The sequence below is a fragment of the Salinigranum marinum genome (genome assembly GCF_024228675.1).
GTDB classification, from domain to species: Archaea; Halobacteriota; Halobacteria; order Halobacteriales; family Haloferacaceae; genus Salinigranum; species Salinigranum marinum.
Genome location: NZ_CP100463.1, coordinates 254,818 through 275,054, shown reverse-complemented (window position 1 = coordinate 275,054; position 20,237 = coordinate 254,818). Strand labels below are relative to the sequence as shown.

At 58.1% G+C, this 20,237-nt stretch carries 18 protein-coding genes and 1 pseudogene; 11 read left to right on the top strand and 8 right to left on the bottom strand.

Translation table 11 applies throughout. The features are described from left to right. Positions 1 to 350 precede the first annotated feature (350 nt). Both NKJ07_RS23505 and NKJ07_RS23500 read left to right on the top strand, forming a co-directional pair. Positions 351 to 1,676, top strand: a pseudogene (locus tag NKJ07_RS23505) (RNA-guided endonuclease InsQ/TnpB family protein). After that, positions 1,558 to 1,833 carry a TRAM domain-containing protein gene (locus NKJ07_RS23500; protein ID WP_425504794.1) on the top strand — a complete coding sequence of 92 codons (276 nt, stop codon included), beginning with the start codon at positions 1,558 to 1,560 and terminating at the stop codon, positions 1,831 to 1,833. Before NKJ07_RS23505 ends, NKJ07_RS23500 begins: the two are co-directional and overlap by 119 nt. Before the next feature lie 65 nt (positions 1,834 to 1,898). On the opposite strand, the gene ppk1 is transcribed toward NKJ07_RS23500, so the two are convergent. Beyond that, positions 1,899 to 4,079, bottom strand: a complete 2,181-nt coding sequence (gene ppk1, locus NKJ07_RS23495; RefSeq protein WP_318570983.1) for a polyphosphate kinase 1 — start codon at positions 4,077 to 4,079, stop codon at positions 1,899 to 1,901. A 210-nt stretch (positions 4,080 to 4,289) separates the two neighbouring features. After that, a complete protein-coding gene (locus NKJ07_RS23490; RefSeq protein WP_318570982.1) occupies positions 4,290 to 5,459 on the bottom strand; it encodes an ISH3 family transposase in 1,170 nt (389 codons plus the stop codon). Between the two features lie 606 nt (positions 5,460 to 6,065). On the opposite strand from NKJ07_RS23490, the gene ppk2 reads away from it, so the two are divergent. The 3 genes from ppk2 (at position 6,066) to NKJ07_RS23475 (ending at position 8,206) form a co-directional block, all read left to right on the top strand. Next, positions 6,066 to 6,956, top strand: a complete 891-nt coding sequence (gene ppk2, locus NKJ07_RS23485; RefSeq protein ID WP_318570981.1) for a polyphosphate kinase 2 — start codon at positions 6,066 to 6,068, stop codon at positions 6,954 to 6,956. A gap of 227 nt (positions 6,957 to 7,183) precedes the next feature. Further along, positions 7,184 to 7,621, top strand: coding sequence for a hypothetical protein (locus NKJ07_RS23480; protein ID WP_318570980.1), 438 nt, complete (start codon positions 7,184 to 7,186; stop codon positions 7,619 to 7,621). Between the two features lie 357 nt (positions 7,622 to 7,978). Continuing rightward, a complete protein-coding gene (locus tag NKJ07_RS23475) occupies positions 7,979 to 8,206 on the top strand; it encodes a YgaP family membrane protein (RefSeq protein WP_318570979.1) in 228 nt (75 codons plus the stop codon). Between the two features lie 548 nt (positions 8,207 to 8,754). Here NKJ07_RS23475 and NKJ07_RS23470 read toward each other — a convergent pair. Continuing rightward, positions 8,755 to 10,341, bottom strand: a complete 1,587-nt coding sequence (locus NKJ07_RS23470; RefSeq protein ID WP_318570978.1) for a DUF7096 domain-containing protein — start codon at positions 10,339 to 10,341, stop codon at positions 8,755 to 8,757. Between the two features lie 118 nt (positions 10,342 to 10,459). Here NKJ07_RS23470 and NKJ07_RS23465 point away from each other — a divergent pair, with 118 nt between their 5' ends. The 5 genes from NKJ07_RS23465 (at position 10,460) to NKJ07_RS23445 (ending at position 14,381) form a co-directional block, all read left to right on the top strand. Then, positions 10,460 to 11,164: a hypothetical protein gene (locus NKJ07_RS23465; protein ID WP_318570977.1), complete on the top strand. Its 705-nt coding sequence runs from the start codon at positions 10,460 to 10,462 to the stop codon at positions 11,162 to 11,164. Between the two features lie 314 nt (positions 11,165 to 11,478). After that, entirely contained in the window at positions 11,479 to 12,441 is a 963-nt protein-coding gene (locus tag NKJ07_RS23460) for a helix-turn-helix transcriptional regulator (protein WP_318570976.1), read from the top strand. 158 nt (positions 12,442 to 12,599) lie between these two features. Continuing rightward, positions 12,600 to 12,962 carry a HesB/IscA family protein gene (locus tag NKJ07_RS23455; RefSeq protein ID WP_318570975.1) on the top strand — a complete coding sequence of 121 codons (363 nt, stop codon included), beginning with the start codon at positions 12,600 to 12,602 and terminating at the stop codon, positions 12,960 to 12,962. Positions 12,963 to 13,010: 48 nt separating this feature from the next. Then, positions 13,011 to 13,439: an Lrp/AsnC family transcriptional regulator gene (locus NKJ07_RS23450; RefSeq protein WP_318570974.1), complete on the top strand. Its 429-nt coding sequence runs from the start codon at positions 13,011 to 13,013 to the stop codon at positions 13,437 to 13,439. A gap of 588 nt (positions 13,440 to 14,027) precedes the next feature. After that, the gene (locus NKJ07_RS23445; RefSeq protein ID WP_318570973.1) at positions 14,028 to 14,381 is read left to right on the top strand and encodes a 4a-hydroxytetrahydrobiopterin dehydratase; all 354 of its coding nucleotides are present in this window, start codon (positions 14,028 to 14,030) and stop codon (positions 14,379 to 14,381) included. A 47-nt stretch (positions 14,382 to 14,428) separates the two neighbouring features. On the opposite strand, the gene NKJ07_RS23440 is transcribed toward NKJ07_RS23445, so the two are convergent. The 5 genes from NKJ07_RS23440 to NKJ07_RS23425 all read right to left on the bottom strand — a co-directional run bounded on the left by NKJ07_RS23440 (position 14,429) and on the right by NKJ07_RS23425 (position 18,436). Next, the gene (locus NKJ07_RS23440) at positions 14,429 to 15,769 is read right to left on the bottom strand and encodes an RNA-guided endonuclease InsQ/TnpB family protein (protein ID WP_318570972.1); all 1,341 of its coding nucleotides are present in this window, start codon (positions 15,767 to 15,769) and stop codon (positions 14,429 to 14,431) included. Between the two features lie 455 nt (positions 15,770 to 16,224). Then, complete coding sequence (locus tag NKJ07_RS23435; protein ID WP_318570971.1) at positions 16,225 to 16,614, bottom strand: DUF2237 family protein; 390 nt, start codon at positions 16,612 to 16,614, stop codon at positions 16,225 to 16,227. 69 nt (positions 16,615 to 16,683) lie between these two features. After that, positions 16,684 to 17,067, bottom strand: coding sequence for a truncated hemoglobin (locus tag NKJ07_RS23430; RefSeq protein WP_318570970.1), 384 nt, complete (start codon positions 17,065 to 17,067; stop codon positions 16,684 to 16,686). Positions 17,068 to 17,297: 230 nt separating this feature from the next. Next, positions 17,298 to 17,447 (bottom strand): DUF8106 domain-containing protein, encoded by a 150-nt coding sequence (locus tag NKJ07_RS24630; RefSeq protein WP_484593997.1) that lies wholly within the window; start codon positions 17,445 to 17,447, stop codon positions 17,298 to 17,300. Further along, on the bottom strand, positions 17,444 to 18,436 hold the full coding sequence (locus tag NKJ07_RS23425) for a transcription initiation factor IIB (protein ID WP_318570969.1): 993 nt from the start codon (positions 18,434 to 18,436) through the stop codon (positions 17,444 to 17,446). The genes NKJ07_RS24630 and NKJ07_RS23425 overlap by 4 nt, the downstream gene beginning before the upstream one ends. A gap of 329 nt (positions 18,437 to 18,765) precedes the next feature. On the opposite strand from NKJ07_RS23425, the gene sufB reads away from it, so the two are divergent. Next, positions 18,766 to 20,196, top strand: a complete 1,431-nt coding sequence (sufB, locus tag NKJ07_RS23420) for a Fe-S cluster assembly protein SufB (protein ID WP_318570968.1) — start codon at positions 18,766 to 18,768, stop codon at positions 20,194 to 20,196. The last annotated feature ends 41 nt before the right edge of the window (positions 20,197 to 20,237 follow it).

The window sequence follows — 20,237 nt, the reverse complement described above, 5'->3', positions numbered from 1 at the left end:
AGACACTCACTCGAACTCGATGGGATCGACTGATATTTACTCTTTGTTACCCGCCTGAACAGTCATACGCAGTGTGGAACCTGAACAGAACATCTATGACGGCACTCCCGCAATTACCGGGAACAAATGAATATATCTGAAGACCTGCTCTGCATCTACAGCGCGTCAGTTACCGAGCAAAATGGCTCGTACGTTATACGAAAACAAGGAGAATACCTGACCCTTTAGGCTCAGGATGAATCCAACAATAACTTACACAGTCCACCGTTCGATTGCTCATCTGGATGTTCCACGGTAATCCATATTTTTACAAGAGAAGGAAGTATAAGTGATTATACAGGCGTTCCGAGATGTTGGAGATCCACCGCACCCATCGAGCGAAAATCCTCAACCACTCACAAGTGGAGCGGATGCTCGACCACCACGGATAGAGCGCCAGCAAACTCTGGAACGTAGCCAACTATCACTCCCGCCAAGTGTGGGACGAAACGGGCGAAATACCCGGTCACGAAGACTTGAAAAACGAATTGAAGAGTCACACAACTTACAAAGGACTACACAGTCAGTCCAGTCAGCGCGTTCTAGAGGAACTCGCTGAAGCCTTCAACTCGTGGTACGGCAAACGCAAGTCAGACGACCGAGCAAATCCGCCCGGATACCGCAAGAAAAACTACTACGACAACGACGGCAACCGCGTTCATGAAGAACATCCTCGTTCGACCGTAACGTGGAAGCAAAACGGAATCCGTCACGACACCAAGCACAACCGGGTCCGTCTGTCGAAAGGCGCAAATCACAAGGAACATCCCAAAGCGTGGGAGTACATCCTTGTCGAGTACGAAACCCGACCCGGCGTTACGGTCGAGAACCTACAACAGGTCAGAGCCGTCTACAACAAGGCCAACCAAGAGTGGGAACTTCACCTCGTCTGCAAAGACGAAATTGAGACTCCCGAGACTCCCGGCAACGAGACGGCAGGCGTTGACCTCGGCATCTGCAACTTTGCGGCAGTCGCGTACAGCACCGAGGAAGCCGACCTGTACCCCGGCAACCGCTTGAAGCAGGATGGCTACTACTTCCCGAAAGAAATCGCCAAATGTGACGACTCGGGTAGTACTGAGGCCACTCGTCTGCATCACAAATGGTCAGAGCGCTGCACTCACTTCTTCCACTCCTTAGCGAAAGATATCGTTGAGAAGTGCATCGAACGTGGAGTTGGCCGAATCAACATCGGAAAACTCGCTGGCGTCCGCGGGGACGGAAACGGTGACTCAAAGAACTGGGGCAAGCACGGAAAGCTTGACTTGCACGGCTGGGCGTTTGACCGCTTCACGTCGATACTCACGTACAAGGCGAAGGTTGAGGGTATCGAAGTCGTAGAAGTTTCAGAACGCGACACGAGCAAGACGTGCTGTGTTTGCGGTACAGAAGATGATAGTCAGCGTGTTGAACGTGGCTTGTACGTGTGCGAAGAGTGTGATGCGGTGTTCAACGCTGACGTGAACGGGGCGGAGAACATCCGTCTCAACATCAACAATAGCGAAAGTAACTCCGAGTCTGCGTCCAATTTGGGCGAGGATAGGAGTACCGGCTGGTTGGCACAGCCCGGAGTCAACCTTCATGACCTCTCCCGAGGATTCCAACCTCGGACAGAGGTGGTGGACTGCAAACCTTAATATCCCAACTCAGCGGCGCGGTGCCGTGGGATTCCCGCGTCTTCAGGCGCGGGAGGATGTCAATCCCGATGCAGAAGTCGGGGACCGAGTGACTGTGCGAGTTACAGACGCACGAGAGAACGTTGCGTTCGCCGAGGTCGTGAAAAGGTCTGAGTGAGCGATTATAGGTTAGTTTGGTTTAGTCTCTGTTCCAAACCATTAGAAAATACAAATTTAGAGATATTACTTCACTGATGGAAAGTCAACTTTGTCATGAGAGGGTTCGATGAGAAAGTCCTCTTCGATCAGGTCCGTGTCAACTTCCATACCAGGTCCGTAGTCGCGTTCGAGGGCGGCGTCCGTAGCCGCCATCAGGATCTCCTGGATGTCCCGTACTGGCTCATCGCCCGGTATGACCTGCTCGTAGCTCCCGTCGCTCTGCATCACCCACCGGCGGCGGTTGTCAGTGAGTGAGGCCGCCAGAACGAACCGGAGTTGGTTGCGCAGTCGCGTTGCCTCAACGGGCGTGACGGCCTCGACGCGGTAGTCGAGGTTGCGCGTCATCCAGTCCGCGGAGCCGATGTACCAGTCGGGGTCGCCAGCGTTCTCGAAGTAGAAGATACGGGCGTGCTCGAGGAAGCGCCCGACGATCGAGTGCACCGTGATGTTCTCGCTGACGCCCTCGAGGCCGGGCCGGAGTCGGCAGATGTCGCGGACGATGAGGTCTATTTCGACGCCGGCCATCGAGGCGCGATACAGTTCTTCGACCATCTTCGGGTCCTCGAGGCCGTTCACCTTCACGACGATTCGCGCACGTCGGCCAGCACGGGCGTGATCGGCTTCGCGACAGACCATCTCTGTGAAGCGCTCACGCATCGTCACCGGTGCGATGAGGAGCTTCTGGAAGCGCTCGTCGAGCGTCGGCCCGGTGAAGAAATTGAAGACCTTCGTGAGGTCTTGCCCGACGCCGCGATCTGCGGTCAGCAGTCCCAGATCGGAATACCCTTTGGCGGTCTTGGAGTGATAGTTGCCGGTGCCGACGTGTGAGTAGAGCTGGACTCCATCTTCCTCTCGACGGACGACAAGCGCCGTCTTCGTGTGCGTCTTCAGCCCGACGGTCCCGTAGGCGACGTGAATGCCCTCCTCTTCGAGGCGGCGCACCCATTCGAGGTTGTTCTTCTCGTCGAAGCGAGCCTTGAGTTCGACCATCACTGCCACCTGTTTACCGTTGTCCGCAGCGTCGATGAGGCTCTGAATCACCTTCGAGTCGCTCGCCGTCCGATAGATCGCGGCCTTCACTGCGAGGACGCCCGGGTCATTCGCGGCCGCATCGAGGAACCGTTGGACCGTGCCATCGAAGGCGTGATACGGGTGATGGACGAGGATGTCGCCCGCGCGGATTTCGTCGAAGATCGTCGTCGTCGTCTCGTTTCGGCTGTCGCCAGCCTGCGGCAGTAGTCGCGGATGTGGCTGTGGTGTCCACGACGGGAGTTTGAGGTTCGGCCGCTCCAACTCGAGGAGAGTGAAAAAATCCTCGTAGTCAATCGGGCCCTCTCGGTGGAAGACCTCGTGGTCGCCGATGTCGAGGTGCTCTGTCAGAATCGAGACTGACTCATCCGGCATATCTGCGTCGACTTCCAGGCGGACGACGGTCGCGAACCGCCGCTGCTCGAGGACGTCCTCGATGATATCGACTAGGTCCTCGGCAACCTCTTCGTTGCGCCGCACCTCGGCGTTCCGCGTCACCCTGAACTTCGAGACATCGAGGATGTCGAGACCGGGGAGGAGCATGTCGAGGTTGGCCTCGATGAGATCCTCGATTAAGACGTACTGTTCGGAGGTGTCTAGGACGTCGACGAGACGCGGCTGATTTGGCGGAATCTTGATTCGCGTGAACGTCGTGTCCTCACCCGCCTCCGTCGAGAGGACGGCGAGCGAGAGGGACAGGTTCGAGATGAACGGGAACGGGTGGGCGGGATCGAAGGCGAGCGGCGTGAGGATGGGAAGAACAGATTCCTCGAAGTACGTCCGTAGTTGGCCGCGCTGCCCTCTGTTCAGGTCATCGTACTCACAGATCGCGATACCTACATCCGCGAGCTCGGGTTTGAGTTCGGTCTGCCAGTAGGTGTCTTGGCGGCGGAACAGTGGTCGTGCGGCGTCAGTGATGTCATGCAACTGCTCGCTGGGTGTGCGGCCGTCAGATGTTGTCACGGTAACGCCGGCAGAAATCTGTTGTTCAAGTCCGCCGACGCGTTTCATAAAAAACTCGTCGGTATTCTTGGTGAAGAACGCAAGAAACCGGAGGCGCTCAAGTGGTGGGTTGCGCTTGTCAGTGCCCTCATTGAGAACCCGCTCCTGATAGGCGAGCTCCGAGAGCTCTCGATTGAGGTAGTACTGAGGCTCAGTCCGATCTGATTCGTTCATTTGTTCCCTAAGACTGCATCTATATTCAGTACCTCACAAAGCATCCTCGGCCAGCTGTTTCTGAAGCCCAAGTGCTGTGACGAAGTGGTTGGATTGACGGATTAGATGAACGACTCCGGGACGAATCGACACGAGGCGTCGCTGTCGGCGGCGATCAGCCGCCGACGCGACGGCGTCGCCACTCTTGCCGAAGGCTAGCCCGGTCGGTGATTACCGGGTGAACCGCTCGTCTGGTGGTTGGTTCGCGGGGACGGCCCGACGCACCGCGAGGGCCGTCCACGCAGCCCGCGTTACCATGTCGATGAACTCCTCGAACGGCCACCGCCAGAGGCGACGCCCGCCTCGGCGGGGCGTCGCCACATACTTCCAGTGGAGGAACCGCCACACGTTCTGCAACAGCAGGCTGATTACGACGAACAACAGCCGACGCGTCGGATCTGTGGTGGTCGTCGAGATGAGCGTCGACTCTGAGAGACGGTAGGTCGCCTCGATACCGAACCGTTTCGAGTAATGGTATCGCGCCTGCTGTGGCGTGTTGATGAACGGCGCGTCAGCGGCGTAGCCGTGACGCGCCACCCCGTGCTCGTCGTACTTCCCGTTCTTGTACGTACAGTCGATGTAGACCGGGAATTCGACGGTCCACTCGTGACCGTCGAATTCCGTAGTAAGGTCGTGTTCGATCTCACGACTCCACCCCTGGTTGAGTTCAGCTTTGATCGCGTTTCCCCACCGGATGATCGGGAGGACGTACGCGAAGTTGTGGGCGTGGAGGAGCGTGAGACACTTCCCGTCGTAGAAGCCGCTGTCAAGGTAGACCGCTTTGACATCAAACTCGAAGGTGTTGAGCAGACCGAGAAACTCCGCGAGGACGTCGCTGGCGGTGTCGCCGTCGGTCAGACGGCGCACCGCCAGCGTGTATCGTTTGTTATCCACGCGTGCGTACAGCGTCGCGTACGCATGGAAGGCGGTCGTTCCACGTTTCGCCTCCGAGTGGTAGAGACCATCTGTGTCGTCTTCGTCACCGTAGTAGGGTCGCAGGTGGAGGTCCGCGACGACCTCCACCTGCTCAGGGAGCGTTTCAACGACATCCTGCTGGAGCAGCGTGTTCCCTGTCGAAGCGACCGATTCCAGGTCGAACTTCGTGCGGAGATGGTGGAGAACGTCGTTGCCTGAGGGCGCGTCAGCACTGTCTTCGCAGAGGGAAGAGACCGAGGTCCCGTCGGCGCTGGCGCCGACGAGGACCTCGAAGATGTCCTCGGGATCGATCTCAGCGTTCTCACCGAGTTCGACACTAAACGCCTCAGTGAGGATGTTGACGAGAAAGTTAAGGAGCTGGTCCTCGTGGATTTCATCGTCTGCTTGCTGTGGTTGCTTGGACACATCTTCAGCAAGCAGACGTCTCAACTAACTGGCTTTGTGATGTACTGATATTGGTAGTTCTCATACTTCCTAATGGGTAGCAGTCAGTTTGAGATTGGGAGACTGAACCCGGAATGAGTACTCACAGGTAGCAAGCGTCTGGACAAGCAGAGCCGGACTGCTGCATGATTTTTCTCTATGCAGCAATCCAGTTCTGACGGAATCCTGGCGGTCTGCTCTGATACTGCAATCTAGTGAGCGTGTATCAGGTCAGTATCGCACCCATAGCCACCGGGAGTGGTGTCGTACCTCGGAACGGATACGCCCCCGTCGGCTCCGAAACGCAGTATGTACTGGCGTTGGAAGAAATCACGCACACGATAGCGAGAGAATGCAGTATCAGCCGCGTCTTCGCCCGTTATCCAGTTCGATCAACGCCAGTTCCCCTGACACCGACGGTTCGCCGTCTGCGGCGGACCGGCGTGTTCGCCCGGCGTCTCTCCGGACACCGCACGCTCGGGGAGTTGGCCGGCCGTTTTGCGGGGAGAGAATTATGTACTACTATCATGGATAGTTCTACATGTACGCATCGATGACCAGTGGCGGAGACGAGGAGCGGCAGTTCCGATGACCGAGCACCCGGTGCTACCGGACGACGAGTCCGTGTTGACCACGGTCGACGAGGACAACCTGTACAAGAAGAGCGGCAAAATCAAGAAAAAACACTACAAGCGGGAACTCGAGCGCCTCCAAGAGGAACTCGTCAGGCTCCAGATGTGGGTCAAAGAGGAGGGACTCCGGGTCGTCGTGCTCTTCGATGGTCGAGACGCGGCCGGTAAAGGCGGAACGATCCACCGAATCACCCGCCGGACGAGTTCCCGGGTGGTAAAAGTCGTCGCGCTCGGCAAACCCACCGAGCGCGAGCAGAGTCAGTGGTACTTCCAGCGGTACGTCGAGCACCTCCCCGCGGCCGGTGAGATGGTGCTGTTCGACCGGAGCTGGTACAACCGTGCGACCGTCGAGCGCGTGATGGATTTCTGTACCGACGAGGAGTACCAGGAGTTCCTCCGGTCGGCCCCCGAGTTCGAGCGGATGCTCATGCGCTCGGGGATCATCCTCATCAAGTACTGGTTCTCGATCAGCGACGAGGAACAGGAACGACGCTTCCAGAAGCGTAGCAACGACCCGAAACGTCGCTGGAAGCTCAGCCCGATCGACCTCGAAGCCCGAGAGCGGTGGGTCGAGTATTCGCGAGCGAAAGACGCGATGTTCACCTACACGGATACGAGTAACTCGCCGTGGCACGTGATCAACGCCGATATCAAGAAACATGCCCGGCTCAACTGTATCAGTCACCTCCTCTCACAGATCGAGTACGAGGACACCATGCCCGGGCCGACCGAGTTGCCGGACCGACAGCAAGATCCCAACTACGAGCGCCCGGCGATCGACGGCCAGAACTGGGTGCCTGCGCTGTATGGGTCGAACCCACCGGCGACCGACATCGAACAATCCTGACCGCCCAGGTCTCGTGTCGTGCGGTTGCCGCTGTGCACCCTCGCCCGATGCAGGCGAGATGTGTCTAATTCGTCTATTCGTTGTCCGATGCTCTGTGCCATATATTCCATATCGTACCGAGTTCGGTTTGTAAGAGATTCTTCACTCGATATTGAGATCTCCAGTACCGGTTCCGTCTTCATCCCACTCCAACTCGAACTCAAGTGTTGTTGCACGTGAGTCGCGGGGTGAGTGATGGCCAGCTTGTCTACTCCGGTGGGTGGGTTCTCGACGACGCGGCGCTCTATGCGGGGTCGGTGACCGTACTGACGATGGAGAGCGCGGGACGGATTGTCGGTGTCGACTTCGATGATCTGGATTCGGATGGTGACGGGCTCGCGGATGTGGTGGCGCGGCTGCAGTTGGGTGCCCGTGCCCGACAGGGGGCACGGCTGTACTCGGCACCGTTCCATACGTTCGTCGGATACATGCTATCCGAGGGTGGGCGTGAGGGGGTCGACGCGCTGCTTCGGAAGCGCCCCCGTCGTGGAAGCGAGAACGTGGGGAACGTCCGGTTGTCGCACCTCGTGTTGGATGTCCCGATCCTGCATTTGGTGAACGCCGGGCGTGCGTCGGCGGATGTGAAGTTCAAATCGGGAGCCGAGCTGTCGAAGAGCGTGAACTGATCCGCTGTTTGGTCTCGTGGCCCGCTCGGTGCTGACCTGCGTCACGCAGGGAGTCTGTCCGAACTCCAACGGGGAGGCCGGGTGGGAGAGGCGTGCGGAACGATTCGACCCCGCGACAGGCTCCCAGCGCTGGCCTCCGCGGTCGAACCGCTTCGACATCAGTGAGTTTGCTACATCCTCTGCACCGGTCACGCCAATACTGACAGGAATCAAGGAATCAGTGAATCGACTGCTGCATAGAGGGCGTGAATCGGGCATATGGCTGCACGGCGGTCGGCCCACCCCCCCCCGAACCGGTCTGGTGAGCGTCCCGCACAGGCGACGCATTGTTAAACCTCAGCACCGCCGTTGTATTCCATGGACATCAACGTTGGTGCCACAGACAAGTCCGTGCGGACACTCATCGGTGCCATCGCTGGGGTGCTTTCCCTTGCGATCCTTGCCGGGCAACTCGCCGTCCCCACTCTCGCCTCGCCGGTGCTCGGTGTCGTTGCGCTCATCATGCTTGGAACAGCAGCCACTCGCTCCTGTCCCGTTTACTCCGTGTTGGGCATGAGTACGTGCCCGCGAAACGCTGGGCCGTAGAGAGACAGCTCGAAAACCTCCGTATCATCTGAATTACGTAGCGAGGGGAACGGCGAACTCGGTTGGCAGAGAGCAGCTATCGCGTCACCGGGATATGCTGACTACCTCCTCTGAGGGCGCAGTTACTACCGCTCTCGTTATGACGGCCGAGCGGGAAACCGGCCAGGTGAACTACCCCACCCTACCGCGCTCGGGGCTACTGGCCCCTCGCTTGTTGGGGGTGGGGCTTCCTGTTTCTGTGTCGGAGCTTGCACCCGACGTGGACACAGCGGCTCCAGACTCCGCAGGCGGCTTCCCTTCACGGGTGGTTCGGAGTGTCCCACTCCTACCGGATGGACACTCGGCCACGACCGACGGTGCGCGCTTCTTGTCACGCTTGAACACCGTCGGAGACATGGCGAGCATCGTACTACCCTGCTCGACCGCGTAGATACTAAACGTGAAGAAGAACGTGCAAACAACTCGGGCGGGCGCTGTATCCCCCTGCTCGCGTCTTTGACGCTGCTGAGGAAGGGGGCTTAGCGCCCTCAATCACAGATAAAGACTGCTCAGCTCTCGGACTCGGTTTCCTCTTCGTGTTCGTCGTTCGGCGTCTCCGCCTCCTCGTCGTCACCCTCGGACTCCGACACGGGTTCGGACTCCGTTTCCTGGTCGTCCTCCTCGTCGTCACCCTCGGACTCCGACACGGGTTCGGACTCCGTTTCCTGGTCGTCCTCCTCGGCGTCTTCGAACTCGAATTCGAGTTCGGCCTCGGCGTCGTCGGTCTCCGCAGTGAGTTCGGCCTCGTCAGCGGCGGGGAGCGTGACTGTCGCCCGGCCCTCACTGTCGGTCGTTCCCACTGGCCGGTCGTTCAGGTAGACAGGCACATCACCGGCTGGTTCACCGTTCACGAGGACCTGAACGGTAATCCTCTCGTTCGGGCCCGGCGTGCCCTCGGCGACGACCATCGTCAGCTCCCGGTCGCTGTCGTCCTCTTCGTCGGCGGCCTCGCCATCATCGTCCCGGGGTTCGATCTCTTCTTCGAGTGAGAAGATGTCACCCGACGAGCCATCCACGGCGACCTCGGCTTCGCCAGTCAGGTTCGAGGCGTTCCGGAGCACGAACGCGAACTCGTAGGCGCCATCGTCCGCGTCGACCTCCGAGCTGCTGAGAACCCAATCTCCGCCCACTGACGAGAGTGCGCCGCGTGCCGTCTCGAGGGCGGCGGATTGGCTCACGGTGACGGTGTCGGTATCGTCGCTTGGCCGCTCGAACTCGCGGGATCGCTCGCCGTCCTCGCTCTCCACCTCGATCGAAAGGCCGTTCTCGGTTTCGAGTTCGATTTCGCCGTCCGATTCGCCAGTGAACTGTTTGAGGAGCGCGTTGGCGCCAGTACCGGTGACGCTACTCAGGTTCTCGACGGACCTGTCGATCGCTGACTGGGTGACGCCGGCGGCCCTGAGCTCAAGCGCGGAGACGTTCGCGGCCCGCTGTCGGAGCTGCTCGTAGCTGTCGAGTAGATTGGTCGCGCGGGCGTTCAGAACCGCGAGGCGCTGGGCGTACTCGGATTGGGTGAGGTCGCCTTCCTCGTACGCTTCGGTGGCCTCGTCGAAATCGTCGTGGATGGACTCAGCACGGTCACGGAGTTCGTCGGCCCGTTCCGCTATCACTTCGGCCCGGGCTTCCTCGCTAGCACCCTCAACGGAGAGCTCGAAGGCAGTGTTATCGAAGTCCGTCTGTACCTCGTCGCTCGAGACGTCGATGACCGTCGAGAGCTGCGGCCCGACCCTGGCGTTTACGCGTGAGTCGGTCTGTGCGGTCTGGGTGGTCGAGTCGGTCTGTGCGGTCACCTCGGTTGACGTCCCTGTGAGATCACTGGTCGATGGCTCGCCGGTGTTCGCCGAGAGTGCCATCGCCGGGACAGCCATCCCGATGACGACGAGCGTCGCGAACAGGACGGAGCCGAGTGCCGTCCGATCCATTATTGGGAAGAGGAACAACCCACAGCGGCATAAACCGACGAGGTACTGGGGGCGAGTTGCGGACGTTTGCAGCCACTTTCGTCGTTTCCACTCGTTTGCAGGCTGCAACTCACCGCGAATATCTTCTCGATTTATTGTCACAATGTCCGAAGGTAGATCTGCAATGGATTTCACAAAGATCCTCGCAGCCGGTCTCGTGGTGCTACTCGCAGCTGGCGCCGTCACGGCCGCTGGCACGGGGAGCAGTGGCCAAGCTGCAACGAGTGACGCAGGAAGTGTGACGAACGCCGACGTGGACACAACGTACGAGAACGGGACGGTGGCCCTGACCCTCGTCGACGAAGGCGAGGGTATCGCGAACGCAACCGTCGACGTGAAGCGTGAGTACCAGGGCGACTACGACGCACGAGAGGACGACGAGAGTGCGTACGAGCGCATCGGGACAACCGATGCGAACGGGACGACTGCGTTCGACCTCACGCCCGAAAACGAGTCGCGGAACGTCACAATCTTCGAGGTCCACCTCACGAAAGGTGTGTTCAGTGCCGAACTCGAGTACCGCGTCGAGAAGGGCTCGCTCTCGCTACTGGAAGAAGAGTACGAGTATGAGCGAGCAGGGGATCGCGAGGACGACAATACGACGCAGTACAGCGACGACGAGCGGCTAAGTGTTAGCATGGCTGATGCGCGTGCCACTGCGGACGCCACCCTCGAGGAGCCGCCACAGGGTAACTGGCGGCTCGTCGAAGCGGACGCACACGAGGAGGACAACTACTACGAATTCGAGTACGTCCTCGTCGACGCTGACCGCCCGGGTGAGGTCGAGATCCGCGTCCATGGCAGCAGCGGTGACGTGATCGAATACGAGCAGGATGTCGAACGACTGGAAGAGGATGAACGCGAGGACGAAGACGAACGTGAAGACGAAGGTGAAGACGAAGACGAAAACGAACACGAGGACGAAGGTGACGACGAAAACGAACGCGAGGACGACTGATACAGTCGCGCCTCCGATGGCATGACCGACCGGACGAACCGTCGGTTGCCGTGGGATGCGCCAGCCTGGATCGCCGTGTTCACCGGTCGATTTACGGGCTGAGTCGGCGAATGGTGTACTGAAACAGTCATATGGCCTCCGTCGGAAATCACTGTATCTGAATGGCTGTGTTATCACCTGCTGGGCGACAGATGGTCATCTCCGTCGCTGTCATCAGCCTCTTGATCGGGTCGGCGCTGGCGCCAGTCGCAGGCGACACGGCCGTTGCCCAGCAGACACAGCCCGACACGGACAACACGGTCACGCGAATCGAGGTGTTCGAGAACGGGTCGGCACGCTGGACGATTCAGATCCGGACGCGACTCGACACCGACCGGCGTGTCAACGACTACACCACGTTCCAGTCCCGGTTCAGGAACGACACGGCGCAGTATCTCGGCCCGTTCCGCAGTCGAATGCGAGGGGTCGTCGCGAACGCAGAGGACGCGACTGGCCGACAGATGCAAGCGTCGAACTTCACTGCCTCGACCAGTATTCAGGAGGTTCCCCGGCGATGGGGGGTCGTCACGTACGACTTCACGTGGACGAACTTCGCGGCCCAGGAGAACGGCCAGGTGATCGTCGGCGACATCTTCCAGGGCGGGTTTTTCATTGCAGCGAACGACACGATCCAGATCGTTGGCCCCGACGGATATGGCGTCACTCGGGTCGATCCGAACCCAGACAGCCGAGATATTGATGTGGTAACGTGGAACGGTCGGGAGGACTTCGCGGATGCTCATCCACGCGTCGTGTTCGCTCCGTCAACTGAGCAGACTGGCGAGAACGACTCGGGCACGAGTTCAGACGCGCCATCAAACGTAGGGGGAACCCCACTGCAGGATATCGGGAGGGTCGCTCTCGTTGGTATCGTCGCTGTGGTCCTTCTTGGACTCGGTGGAGCCGTGATGTACGGCCGACGCAACGGTGACACCGATGACCCTGACGGACCGGCGGAGAGAACCGGTGGACACGCCGGGGAATCACCGACGACTGGCCGAGCTGACGGTCCCAATGGTCACGAAACGCAGGAGGCAGTTCTGACCGACGAGGAGCGGGTTCTCGAACTCCTGAACGCGAATGGGGGCCGACTGCGACAGGCGGCGATTGCCGATGAATTCGACTGGTCTCCCTCGAAAACATCACGTGTGGTCGGGCGGCTGTCGGACGAGGGGTCGGTTGACAAACTCCAACTCGGTCGAGAGAACTTAGTCACGTTGCCCGATGAAAGCGCTTGAAAAGCTTCTCGATGCGACGGCTCTCGTCGGCTGACTACACCCTGTATATCTTGCACGACAACCGGTAATAATATCACTATTTCGATGATTGTTTCACTGTGTTCGGTAAGAGCCTTTTGAGCGTCATGGTTAACACCCTGGCCCAATCAACTGAACATATGAGTACAACGGCCGAGGAGAGTGAACAACCTGAGATCGAAGTTTCAGGAACTGCCTCGGATAGGGCTCTCGCTCCTCTAGAGAAAGAAAATTTGGACACTGAGACGGCAGGACTTGGACTGTTCGTCCAACAAGGAGGCTGCGCGGGTCTGTCATATGGTATGCGGTTCGACACGAGTCCGGATAAAGATGACATTGTCTACGAGCACCACGGCCCACGGGTGTTCGTTGACCCTGCGAGTATTCAATATATTTCGGGTAGTGTTGTTGAGTATGAGACAGGACGCCAAGGCGCAGGCTTTGATGTTGAAAATCCCAACGTCGTCTCGGAGTGTGGCTGTGGCGAATCTTTCCGCACCTGAATACGACTGCCAGCACGATGATCACCACTGCAAATAAAAGTAGACACAATGGACGCTGAGGAACTCGAGCATCGTCTTCTCTCTATTCTCAAAGAGGACTCGAAAGCTTCCCTCGGAGAGATCGCCGACCAGGCTGGCGTCGCGCGACCTACCGCCCGGAAGTATATCCAGAAACTCGAGGAAGAAGGCGCTATTGTCGGTTACACTGTCGAAATTGATCCGAAGAAAGTCAACCACCAGAGTATTGCGATGGTGGGAATTGACATCGAGAGTGACCAGTACGTTGAGGCGACGAGTAAACTCAGGGATCTCGACTCGCTGACTGCGTTATATACCGCGACCGGGGACCACATGTTGATGGCCGAACTTGAGGCGACAGGAAGTACCGAGCTGAATGAGATCGTTAGCGATCAGATTCTCTCCATTCAGGGCGTGACCACGGCCTGCCCGGCTGTTCTTCAAGAACGGCTCAAATAAGACGGTTCACCCTGGATGAGTGGGAATACGGCGAAGGTGGCAGTACCGAGATCTACCCCCACGACAGCGGTACCGCGCAGATCCGAGTTTACCATCAGCCTGATGATACGCCCGTGTACCGGGTGACGTTCCGGTTTAAAGACGTGATGGCACCATCGATGTCACGGCCCACGACTCGGAACGTGCCGACTCGTGGGAGGAGGTTGCAGACGCAAACGGGAATTCGTTCAGTTTTCGAGGTTGATTAGCGCTACTCTATCATCGGTTGTCGGCTAGTGCTTCCACACCCGCCTACATTCCGAACGTTCGGACCCGGGGAACAGAGCCCCTGACCTCGAGCGCTCGTTGACTGTGCCCCGTCAATCTAAAACGTCGGGATCAACCCCGGATTTGACGAACGTTCTTCTCGAGCACATTGTTGATTCAGAGAGTGGCTTCGACAGCGTGTTCGAGTGCTTCTCGTCCGGACTCCAGTAGAGTTCTCGGCAGGGTTGGAACGCTCTGAGATATCTGGTAAGATCGCTCTTCTGTAGCGTAGCGGGACCGGAGAACGAACACACAAGTATTGGGCCCGTCGAACGTATGGGCATGGCATCATCACTTGCCGACGAAGCATGTGAGGCCTGTACATCAGAGGACGAACCGCTCACAGAGGCAGAGTACGCCGAGTACCTAACTGAAATCGACGATGATGTCTGGGAAGTCATTAACGACCATCATCTTGAAGCGGCGTATCCGTTCGAAGATTTCCGCGATGCACTTGAGTTCACGTACGAGATCGGAGAACTTGCTGAAAAAGAGTGGCATCACCCGGACATCCATCTCCAATGGGGCGAGGTGCGAGTCGAAATGTGGACGCACAAAATTGACGGACTGCACAAGACCGACTTCGTAATGGCGGCGCGAATGGATCGGATTCACGAAGAATACGCCCCAGAATGACATCCTCCACGCCCTGAACGGCGCGGTTTCCTCCGTGGGAGTCTCGGCTATACCGATTCCCCGGAAGCAACATTCCTGTCACGGTGGACGGTACTCGGGTCTGTGCGCTGTTCTCTGGGACGGTGAGAGCGTGGTAACTCCGACCAGTCGTGGTCGTCCCACTCGAACCGCACGGGCCGTGCCATCGGCCTGACTACCTGTTCTGTGTGCCGCTTCAGGAACGTTTCTGACGCCGTGAGGTCGGTGTGGCCCCCGAACCCACACCGACAGGTGAGCGTGTCCTGGTGCCGTGTCGTTCGCTCTGTCGAACCACACTGGGGACACTCTTGGCTGGTCCACGCTTCCGACCGGACCTCCACCGAAATACCGTATTCCTCGGCGGTACAGACCAGTCGCTCGGTAAATTTCTTGAACGACCAGAAGTTGTGGGTCTTGGCGTTGGTTTCGACCGACCAGTGGGTTTCCAGCACGTCGGTCAACCAGCCAATATACACGGTATCGACACCTTCGGCGTACAGTCGGTCCAGCAGGTCACGACACAGTGCCTCTTGCGCGTGGTCCCAGCGTCGGGTGCGCTTGTGGTACAGCCGCCGGATACGCTCGCTACTGTAGCGGCCTTCCGGTAGCGTGGACTGTAACCGGGCGATTTCTCGTGTCGTCTCACGGAATCGTTGGAACAACTCACGGCCTTCGTACAGGTATTGCTCGCCGGTCGTCGTGGTACAGGCGACGAGATTGTTCGCACCAATGTCCAGAGCGGCCTTCTCGTCGGCCAGTGGAGTGTCCCGTGCATCATCAGAAACAGTCACGGGTTGCGAAGCTCTGAACGTACAATCTGTCTCGTCGTACCACAGGTCTAACCGGCCCTGTTTCTCGTACTCGGGCCAGTTCGGGTCGCCAGCGATCTCAAGCCGGAGACGCCCGGTGTGGTCGTATCGGTCTTTCAATTCGCTCCCGACCAGTATCTCAAGCCGGGACCGCTCGCCCCATTCGACGGTGTACGCATCCTTGCGAATGACGCCTTTGCGTTGTCGCCCTTCATCCTCGTTGCCACGGAACCCCGGCGGTTCCGGGTGTTCCGTGACCGACGTGTTCGACTCGTCGTGATACGCGTTCTTGTTCTCGAAGAACGCCCGCCACGCTTCGCTGTTTTTGCGTATCACCTGTTGGGCAGTGGACGCACCGAGAACGCCTTTGTATCGGCCTTCGAGACTGCCAGTATCAGCCTCCCATACGTCGCCCTCGAAGCCGTCCTCATCGTTGTACTGCATAAGACGCTGATAGTTGACTTCGTTCCAGAGAGCGGCGGAAGCGTCCAACAGGTCCCCCAGCAGTTGCTCTCCATCCTCGGAGAGCGGTCGCACGGCGAACGTGTTGGTACGCTTCATGCCACAATCGTTTTCACGTCGCTGTGTCAAATAAGTCTGCTGAGACAATGCGACCAGCAATAGATATTTCGTATAGCCTCCACGGACGGGTGAAAGACTACGCCAAAGCAAACGACCTGTCGCTTGATGAAGCGTATATCGAGGTTCTGGAAACAGGACTCGACACGTTGGAGACTCAAGACCAGTAGTAACGCGGTGGTTTCTTGCCGGAGCTTACGCGCTTCACGCCCGCCCTGTTCGGTCCTCGGTTCCGACTGCGTGTCGGAACACTCGTCCCTCACGGGAAGGGCAGGACTCTCTCGCTGTTACAGGTAGCCTGCACCAATTACAAATACTCACTAGACAGGGTGTCGGAGAACGATCATCATCATCATCACACCAGTGAGGATGAACACCGAAGCGAGAGCAGTCGAAATTATCGTGTATACTCGCACGATCTCATATCCGTCGGATGCTCACGCGTCGTAGGAGTGGCTTTCGAGCGTCTCCAGAGCCACGGAATCCAACACTGCCTCATTGGTTGCTTCGAGAACTACGGGTGGGACGGTCGTCACCGGGAGACGGTTGGCTTGCGTGGCTTCCAGCGCCTCGATCCACCGTCCGAGACAGAGACACCAGCGATCGCCGGGGTCAAGCCCGGGAAACGCCAGCTCCGGACGCGGCGTTACGAGGTCGTTACCCTGTTCTTTACTGAACGACAGGAACTCGTCGGTCATGACCGCACAAAGCTCGTGTCTACCTCGATCGTTGGGATGCGTTCCACAGCAGCCATCGCGGTCAAAGCCAGTCCTCGGATCAGTACTACAGGTGGCAAGTTCCTCGCCAAGGACATTTCGTCCGGGCATACCGATAGAGCGTGATCCACGGTCAAAAGCCTCCCCGTCTGTGAGGCGGGTTTGTTGCAGTTTATCGGCTCACTCTTCGTCGGTGTCGTCGGGTCTTGCTAATAGATCCTCTTCGTATGCGGCGATTGCCTGAACGACGGCGTCTGCATCCTCTTCAGGCACGTCGAACGCGTCTAAACTATCATGCAGTAACTCAACGGCTCGCTTGATATGATCGGGGGTGAACGGGAGGTGGAAATGTGCCTCACGGACTGGTTCAGCGTCATACGTTTCCGGGCCACCCGCTGCTTCGCACAAAAAATCCGTCTGCGTTCGGCGGAGTTTCTCCATATCCGCTCCCTCGAAAAACGGACCCAACTCGGCGTCTGCGAGAAGCCGATTATAAAAGTCGTCAACGACCGTCCGAATCCCTTCCTTCTTTCCAAGCCGGTCGTACAGGGTATCCCCAGTCATTGCGTGAACATCTGATTGAAAGCGAAAATATCTTGCGTATCAGCGTGTATTCGTTCTTAGATATAGCGAACTAGGTCATACTCGTCAAACTATCTCTCCTCTCATCCGAACTGCTGAATAGATGCTCTATATCTCGCAACGCTCCCTATTCCTATACCTATTCCAACATCTCTCACTTCTAGCTGCGCCGCAGTAGATTGGCTGTGAACGTTTCTATGACGCGCTGACCCCTAGCTAGAGGCGAATAGCCGAGATCCACAGTCTGGGCATTCGAGCCGGTACTGGCCACTATCAGAAGGAGCGTTCCAATCGCCTTCAATAGGGCTTTCGTGCCCACATGACGAACAAAACAGGACGGCTTTCCGCTTAGATCTGCTCACCCACTCGACACCTCTTCTGCTGCTTCGAGAATCTCTGTGTACCGGTTCCGAATCGTGACCTTGCTAACATTAGCGATTTCGGCTAGATCGTCCTGAATGACGTCCTGATGTGTGAGCTTGGCACCCGCATACAGCGCTGCTGCGGCAATCCCGACAGGGTTTCGCCCACTGTGAACACCCGCTTCGACCGCGGCTTGGGTTAGTTCCCGACTTCGGCGTTCCGTTTCATCCGGACACCCCAACTGGGAAGCGAACCGAGCAATGTATGCTTCAGGGTCCGTTGGCGCCATTTCCAGCTCCAACTCGTCTGCGAGATAGCGATAGGTGCGCTCTATTTCAAGCTTATCGACACGACTCACGGCAGCAACTTCATCGAGTGTCCGGGGTGCATTCTCCAGACGTGACCCGGCGTAGAGGGCTGCTGTCGCCATTCCCTCAATCGATCGGCCCCGGAGCATGTCCTTTTCCAGTGCCTGCCGGTACAATACACCCGTCGTTTCCCTGATCGGATCGGGGCACCCAAGCGCAGACGCCATCCGGTTAATTTCTCCCAGCGCGTGCTTTAGATTCCGTTCTTGACTGTTCTTTGTCCGGAATCGCTCGTCCCATTTCCGGAGGCGTTGCATTTTCTTTCGCTGACGGGACGAGAGCGACCGTCCATACGCGTCTTCGTCTCGCCAGTCGATAACCGTCGACAGGCCACGATCGTGTAATTGCTGGGTTTGAGGGGCTCCAACCCGCGACTTGTCGTTCTTTTCGCGCGAATCAAACGCGCGCCATTCAGGCCCGCGGTCAATCTGATCTGATTCGATTACGCGACCACAGTCTTGACAGTGGGTTTCGGCCTGTGCCTCGTCGTGGACGATGCGTCCACTGCACTCGGGACACGTTTTGGCCGATGGTTCATTTTGCTCCTCTTCACCTGTTTTTTCGTGTTCCTCTGGACGGCTTTCTTCGCGAACTCCTGACGTGGTAAATGATTCAGTCACGTTCAGCTACCCCCGGAAAGAAGCCGGGAGCGGCACTGCCGGCTGGACAAACGGATATCCCAATCCCGGCCACTCCGGAAGCTAGCATACGAGCTGGGTATACTAACTCTGAGCGGAGATCGGTTGTCTGACTGCTTCCTGGATGGACAATCAGTGGGCAATGATACCATACAGCTCTGTTGCATCTGAGCGATACTAAGTTTTTATATCGAAAAATTCGCTTAGCAATTTAGATACTCAATATAGGAGTTTTAGAGAATATTTGCTCAGATAGCTATCAAAGATAGTTATAAATCAAACTTATGGGGACAGAGTCTCAACGTGAATTTATGAGTTCGGAACAGGACCATCTTCAGGACACCGATACCGAAGCACGCTTCGAGTTCAAGAAGGAGGAGAAATCGGCCTTCGAGACCGAGAAGGGCCTGACCGAGGAGACCGTCCGGGTCATCTCCGAAGACAAGGACGAGCCCGAGTGGATGCTCGAACGACGCCTGCGCGCCCTCAAGCAGTTTCAGGAGATGCCGATGCCGACCGACTGGCCCGGTCAGCCGGACCTCTCGGAGGTCGATATTGACGAAATCGTCCCGTACATCCGCCCGGACATCGAGACGCGGGGCGGCGCCGAGGACTGGGAAGACCTCCCCGAGGAGATCCAGGACACCTTCGACAAACTGGGCATTCCCGAGGCCGAAAAGAACGCCCTCTCGGGCGTCGGCGCTCAGTATGAGTCCGAGATCGTCTACCAGAACATGCAGGAGCGCTGGGAAGAGAAGGGCGTCATCTTCTGTGACATGGACAAGGCCGTCCAGGAACATGAAGACATCGTCAAGGAGTACTTCATGACCAAGGCCGTCCCGCCCAGCGACAACAAATTCGCGGCGCTACACGGCGCGATCTGGTCGGGTGGCTCGTTCGTCTACGTCCCCGAGGACACAACTGTCGACATGCCCGTGCAGGCGTACTTCCGGATGAACTCGGAGGGGATGGGCCAGTTCGAGCACACGCTCATCGTCGCCGAGGAGAACTCTGAAGTCCACTACATCGAGGGCTGTTCCGCCCCGAAGTACTCGGAGTTCAACCTCCACAGCGGGGGCGTCGAGGTGTTCGTCAAGGAGAACGCTCACGTCCAGTATTCGACTGTCCAGAATTGGTCGAAGAACACCTACAACCTCAACACCAAGCGCGCCATCGCAGAAAAGGACGCCACAATGGAGTGGGTCTCGGGCTCGATGGGCTCGAAGGCCACCATGCTGTACCCCTCCACGATCCTCAACGGACCGGGAGCAACGGACAACCACATCACCATCGCCATGGCTGGCGAAGGACAGAACATCGACACCGGCGCGAAGGTGTACCACAACGCGCCCGACACGAAATCAACCATCGAATCCAAGTCCATCTCCAAGGACAGCGGCCGCACGAACTACCGCGGCCTCGTCCACATCGCCGACGGCGCCGAGAACGCCTCAACCTCCGTCGAGTGTGACGCCCTGATGTTCGACAACGAGAGTACGTCGGATACGATGCCCTACATGGAGATTCAGGAGAGCAAGGTCGACGTCGCCCACGAGGCGACGGTCGGCAAGATCGGCGACGAGGACGTCTTCTACCTCGAATCGCGTGGGCTGGACGACGACGACGCCAAGCAGATGATTGTCGCTGGCTTCATCGAGCCGCTCACGGAGGAACTGCCCATCGAGTACGCGGTCGAAATGAACCGGCTCATCGAACTCGAGATGGAGGGATCGCTCGGGTAGTGACCAGGTCGTCTGATCGCTAAACAACGTACTAGAGGATA

Bases quoted from the DNA above. Each gene is read 5' to 3' on its own strand.
- ppk1 (WP_318570983.1), bottom strand. From the start codon at position 4,079: ATGAACGAATCAGATCGGACTGAGCCTCAGTACTACCTCAATCGAGAG.
- ppk2 (WP_318570981.1), top strand. From the start codon at position 6,066: ATGACCGAGCACCCGGTGCTACCGGACGACGAGTCCGTGTTGACCACG.
- NKJ07_RS23475 (WP_318570979.1), top strand. From the start codon at position 7,979: ATGGACATCAACGTTGGTGCCACAGACAAGTCCGTGCGGACACTCATC.
- NKJ07_RS23455 (WP_318570975.1), top strand. From the start codon at position 12,600: ATGAGTACAACGGCCGAGGAGAGTGAACAACCTGAGATCGAAGTTTCA.
- NKJ07_RS23450 (WP_318570974.1), top strand. From the start codon at position 13,011: ATGGACGCTGAGGAACTCGAGCATCGTCTTCTCTCTATTCTCAAAGAG.
- NKJ07_RS23445 (WP_318570973.1), top strand. From the start codon at position 14,028: ATGGCATCATCACTTGCCGACGAAGCATGTGAGGCCTGTACATCAGAG.
- NKJ07_RS23440 (WP_318570972.1), bottom strand. From the start codon at position 15,769: ATGAAGCGTACCAACACGTTCGCCGTGCGACCGCTCTCCGAGGATGGA.
- NKJ07_RS23435 (WP_318570971.1), bottom strand. From the start codon at position 16,614: ATGCCCGGACGAAATGTCCTTGGCGAGGAACTTGCCACCTGTAGTACT.
- NKJ07_RS23430 (WP_318570970.1), bottom strand. From the start codon at position 17,067: ATGACTGGGGATACCCTGTACGACCGGCTTGGAAAGAAGGAAGGGATT.
- sufB (WP_318570968.1), top strand. From the start codon at position 18,766: ATGAGTTCGGAACAGGACCATCTTCAGGACACCGATACCGAAGCACGC.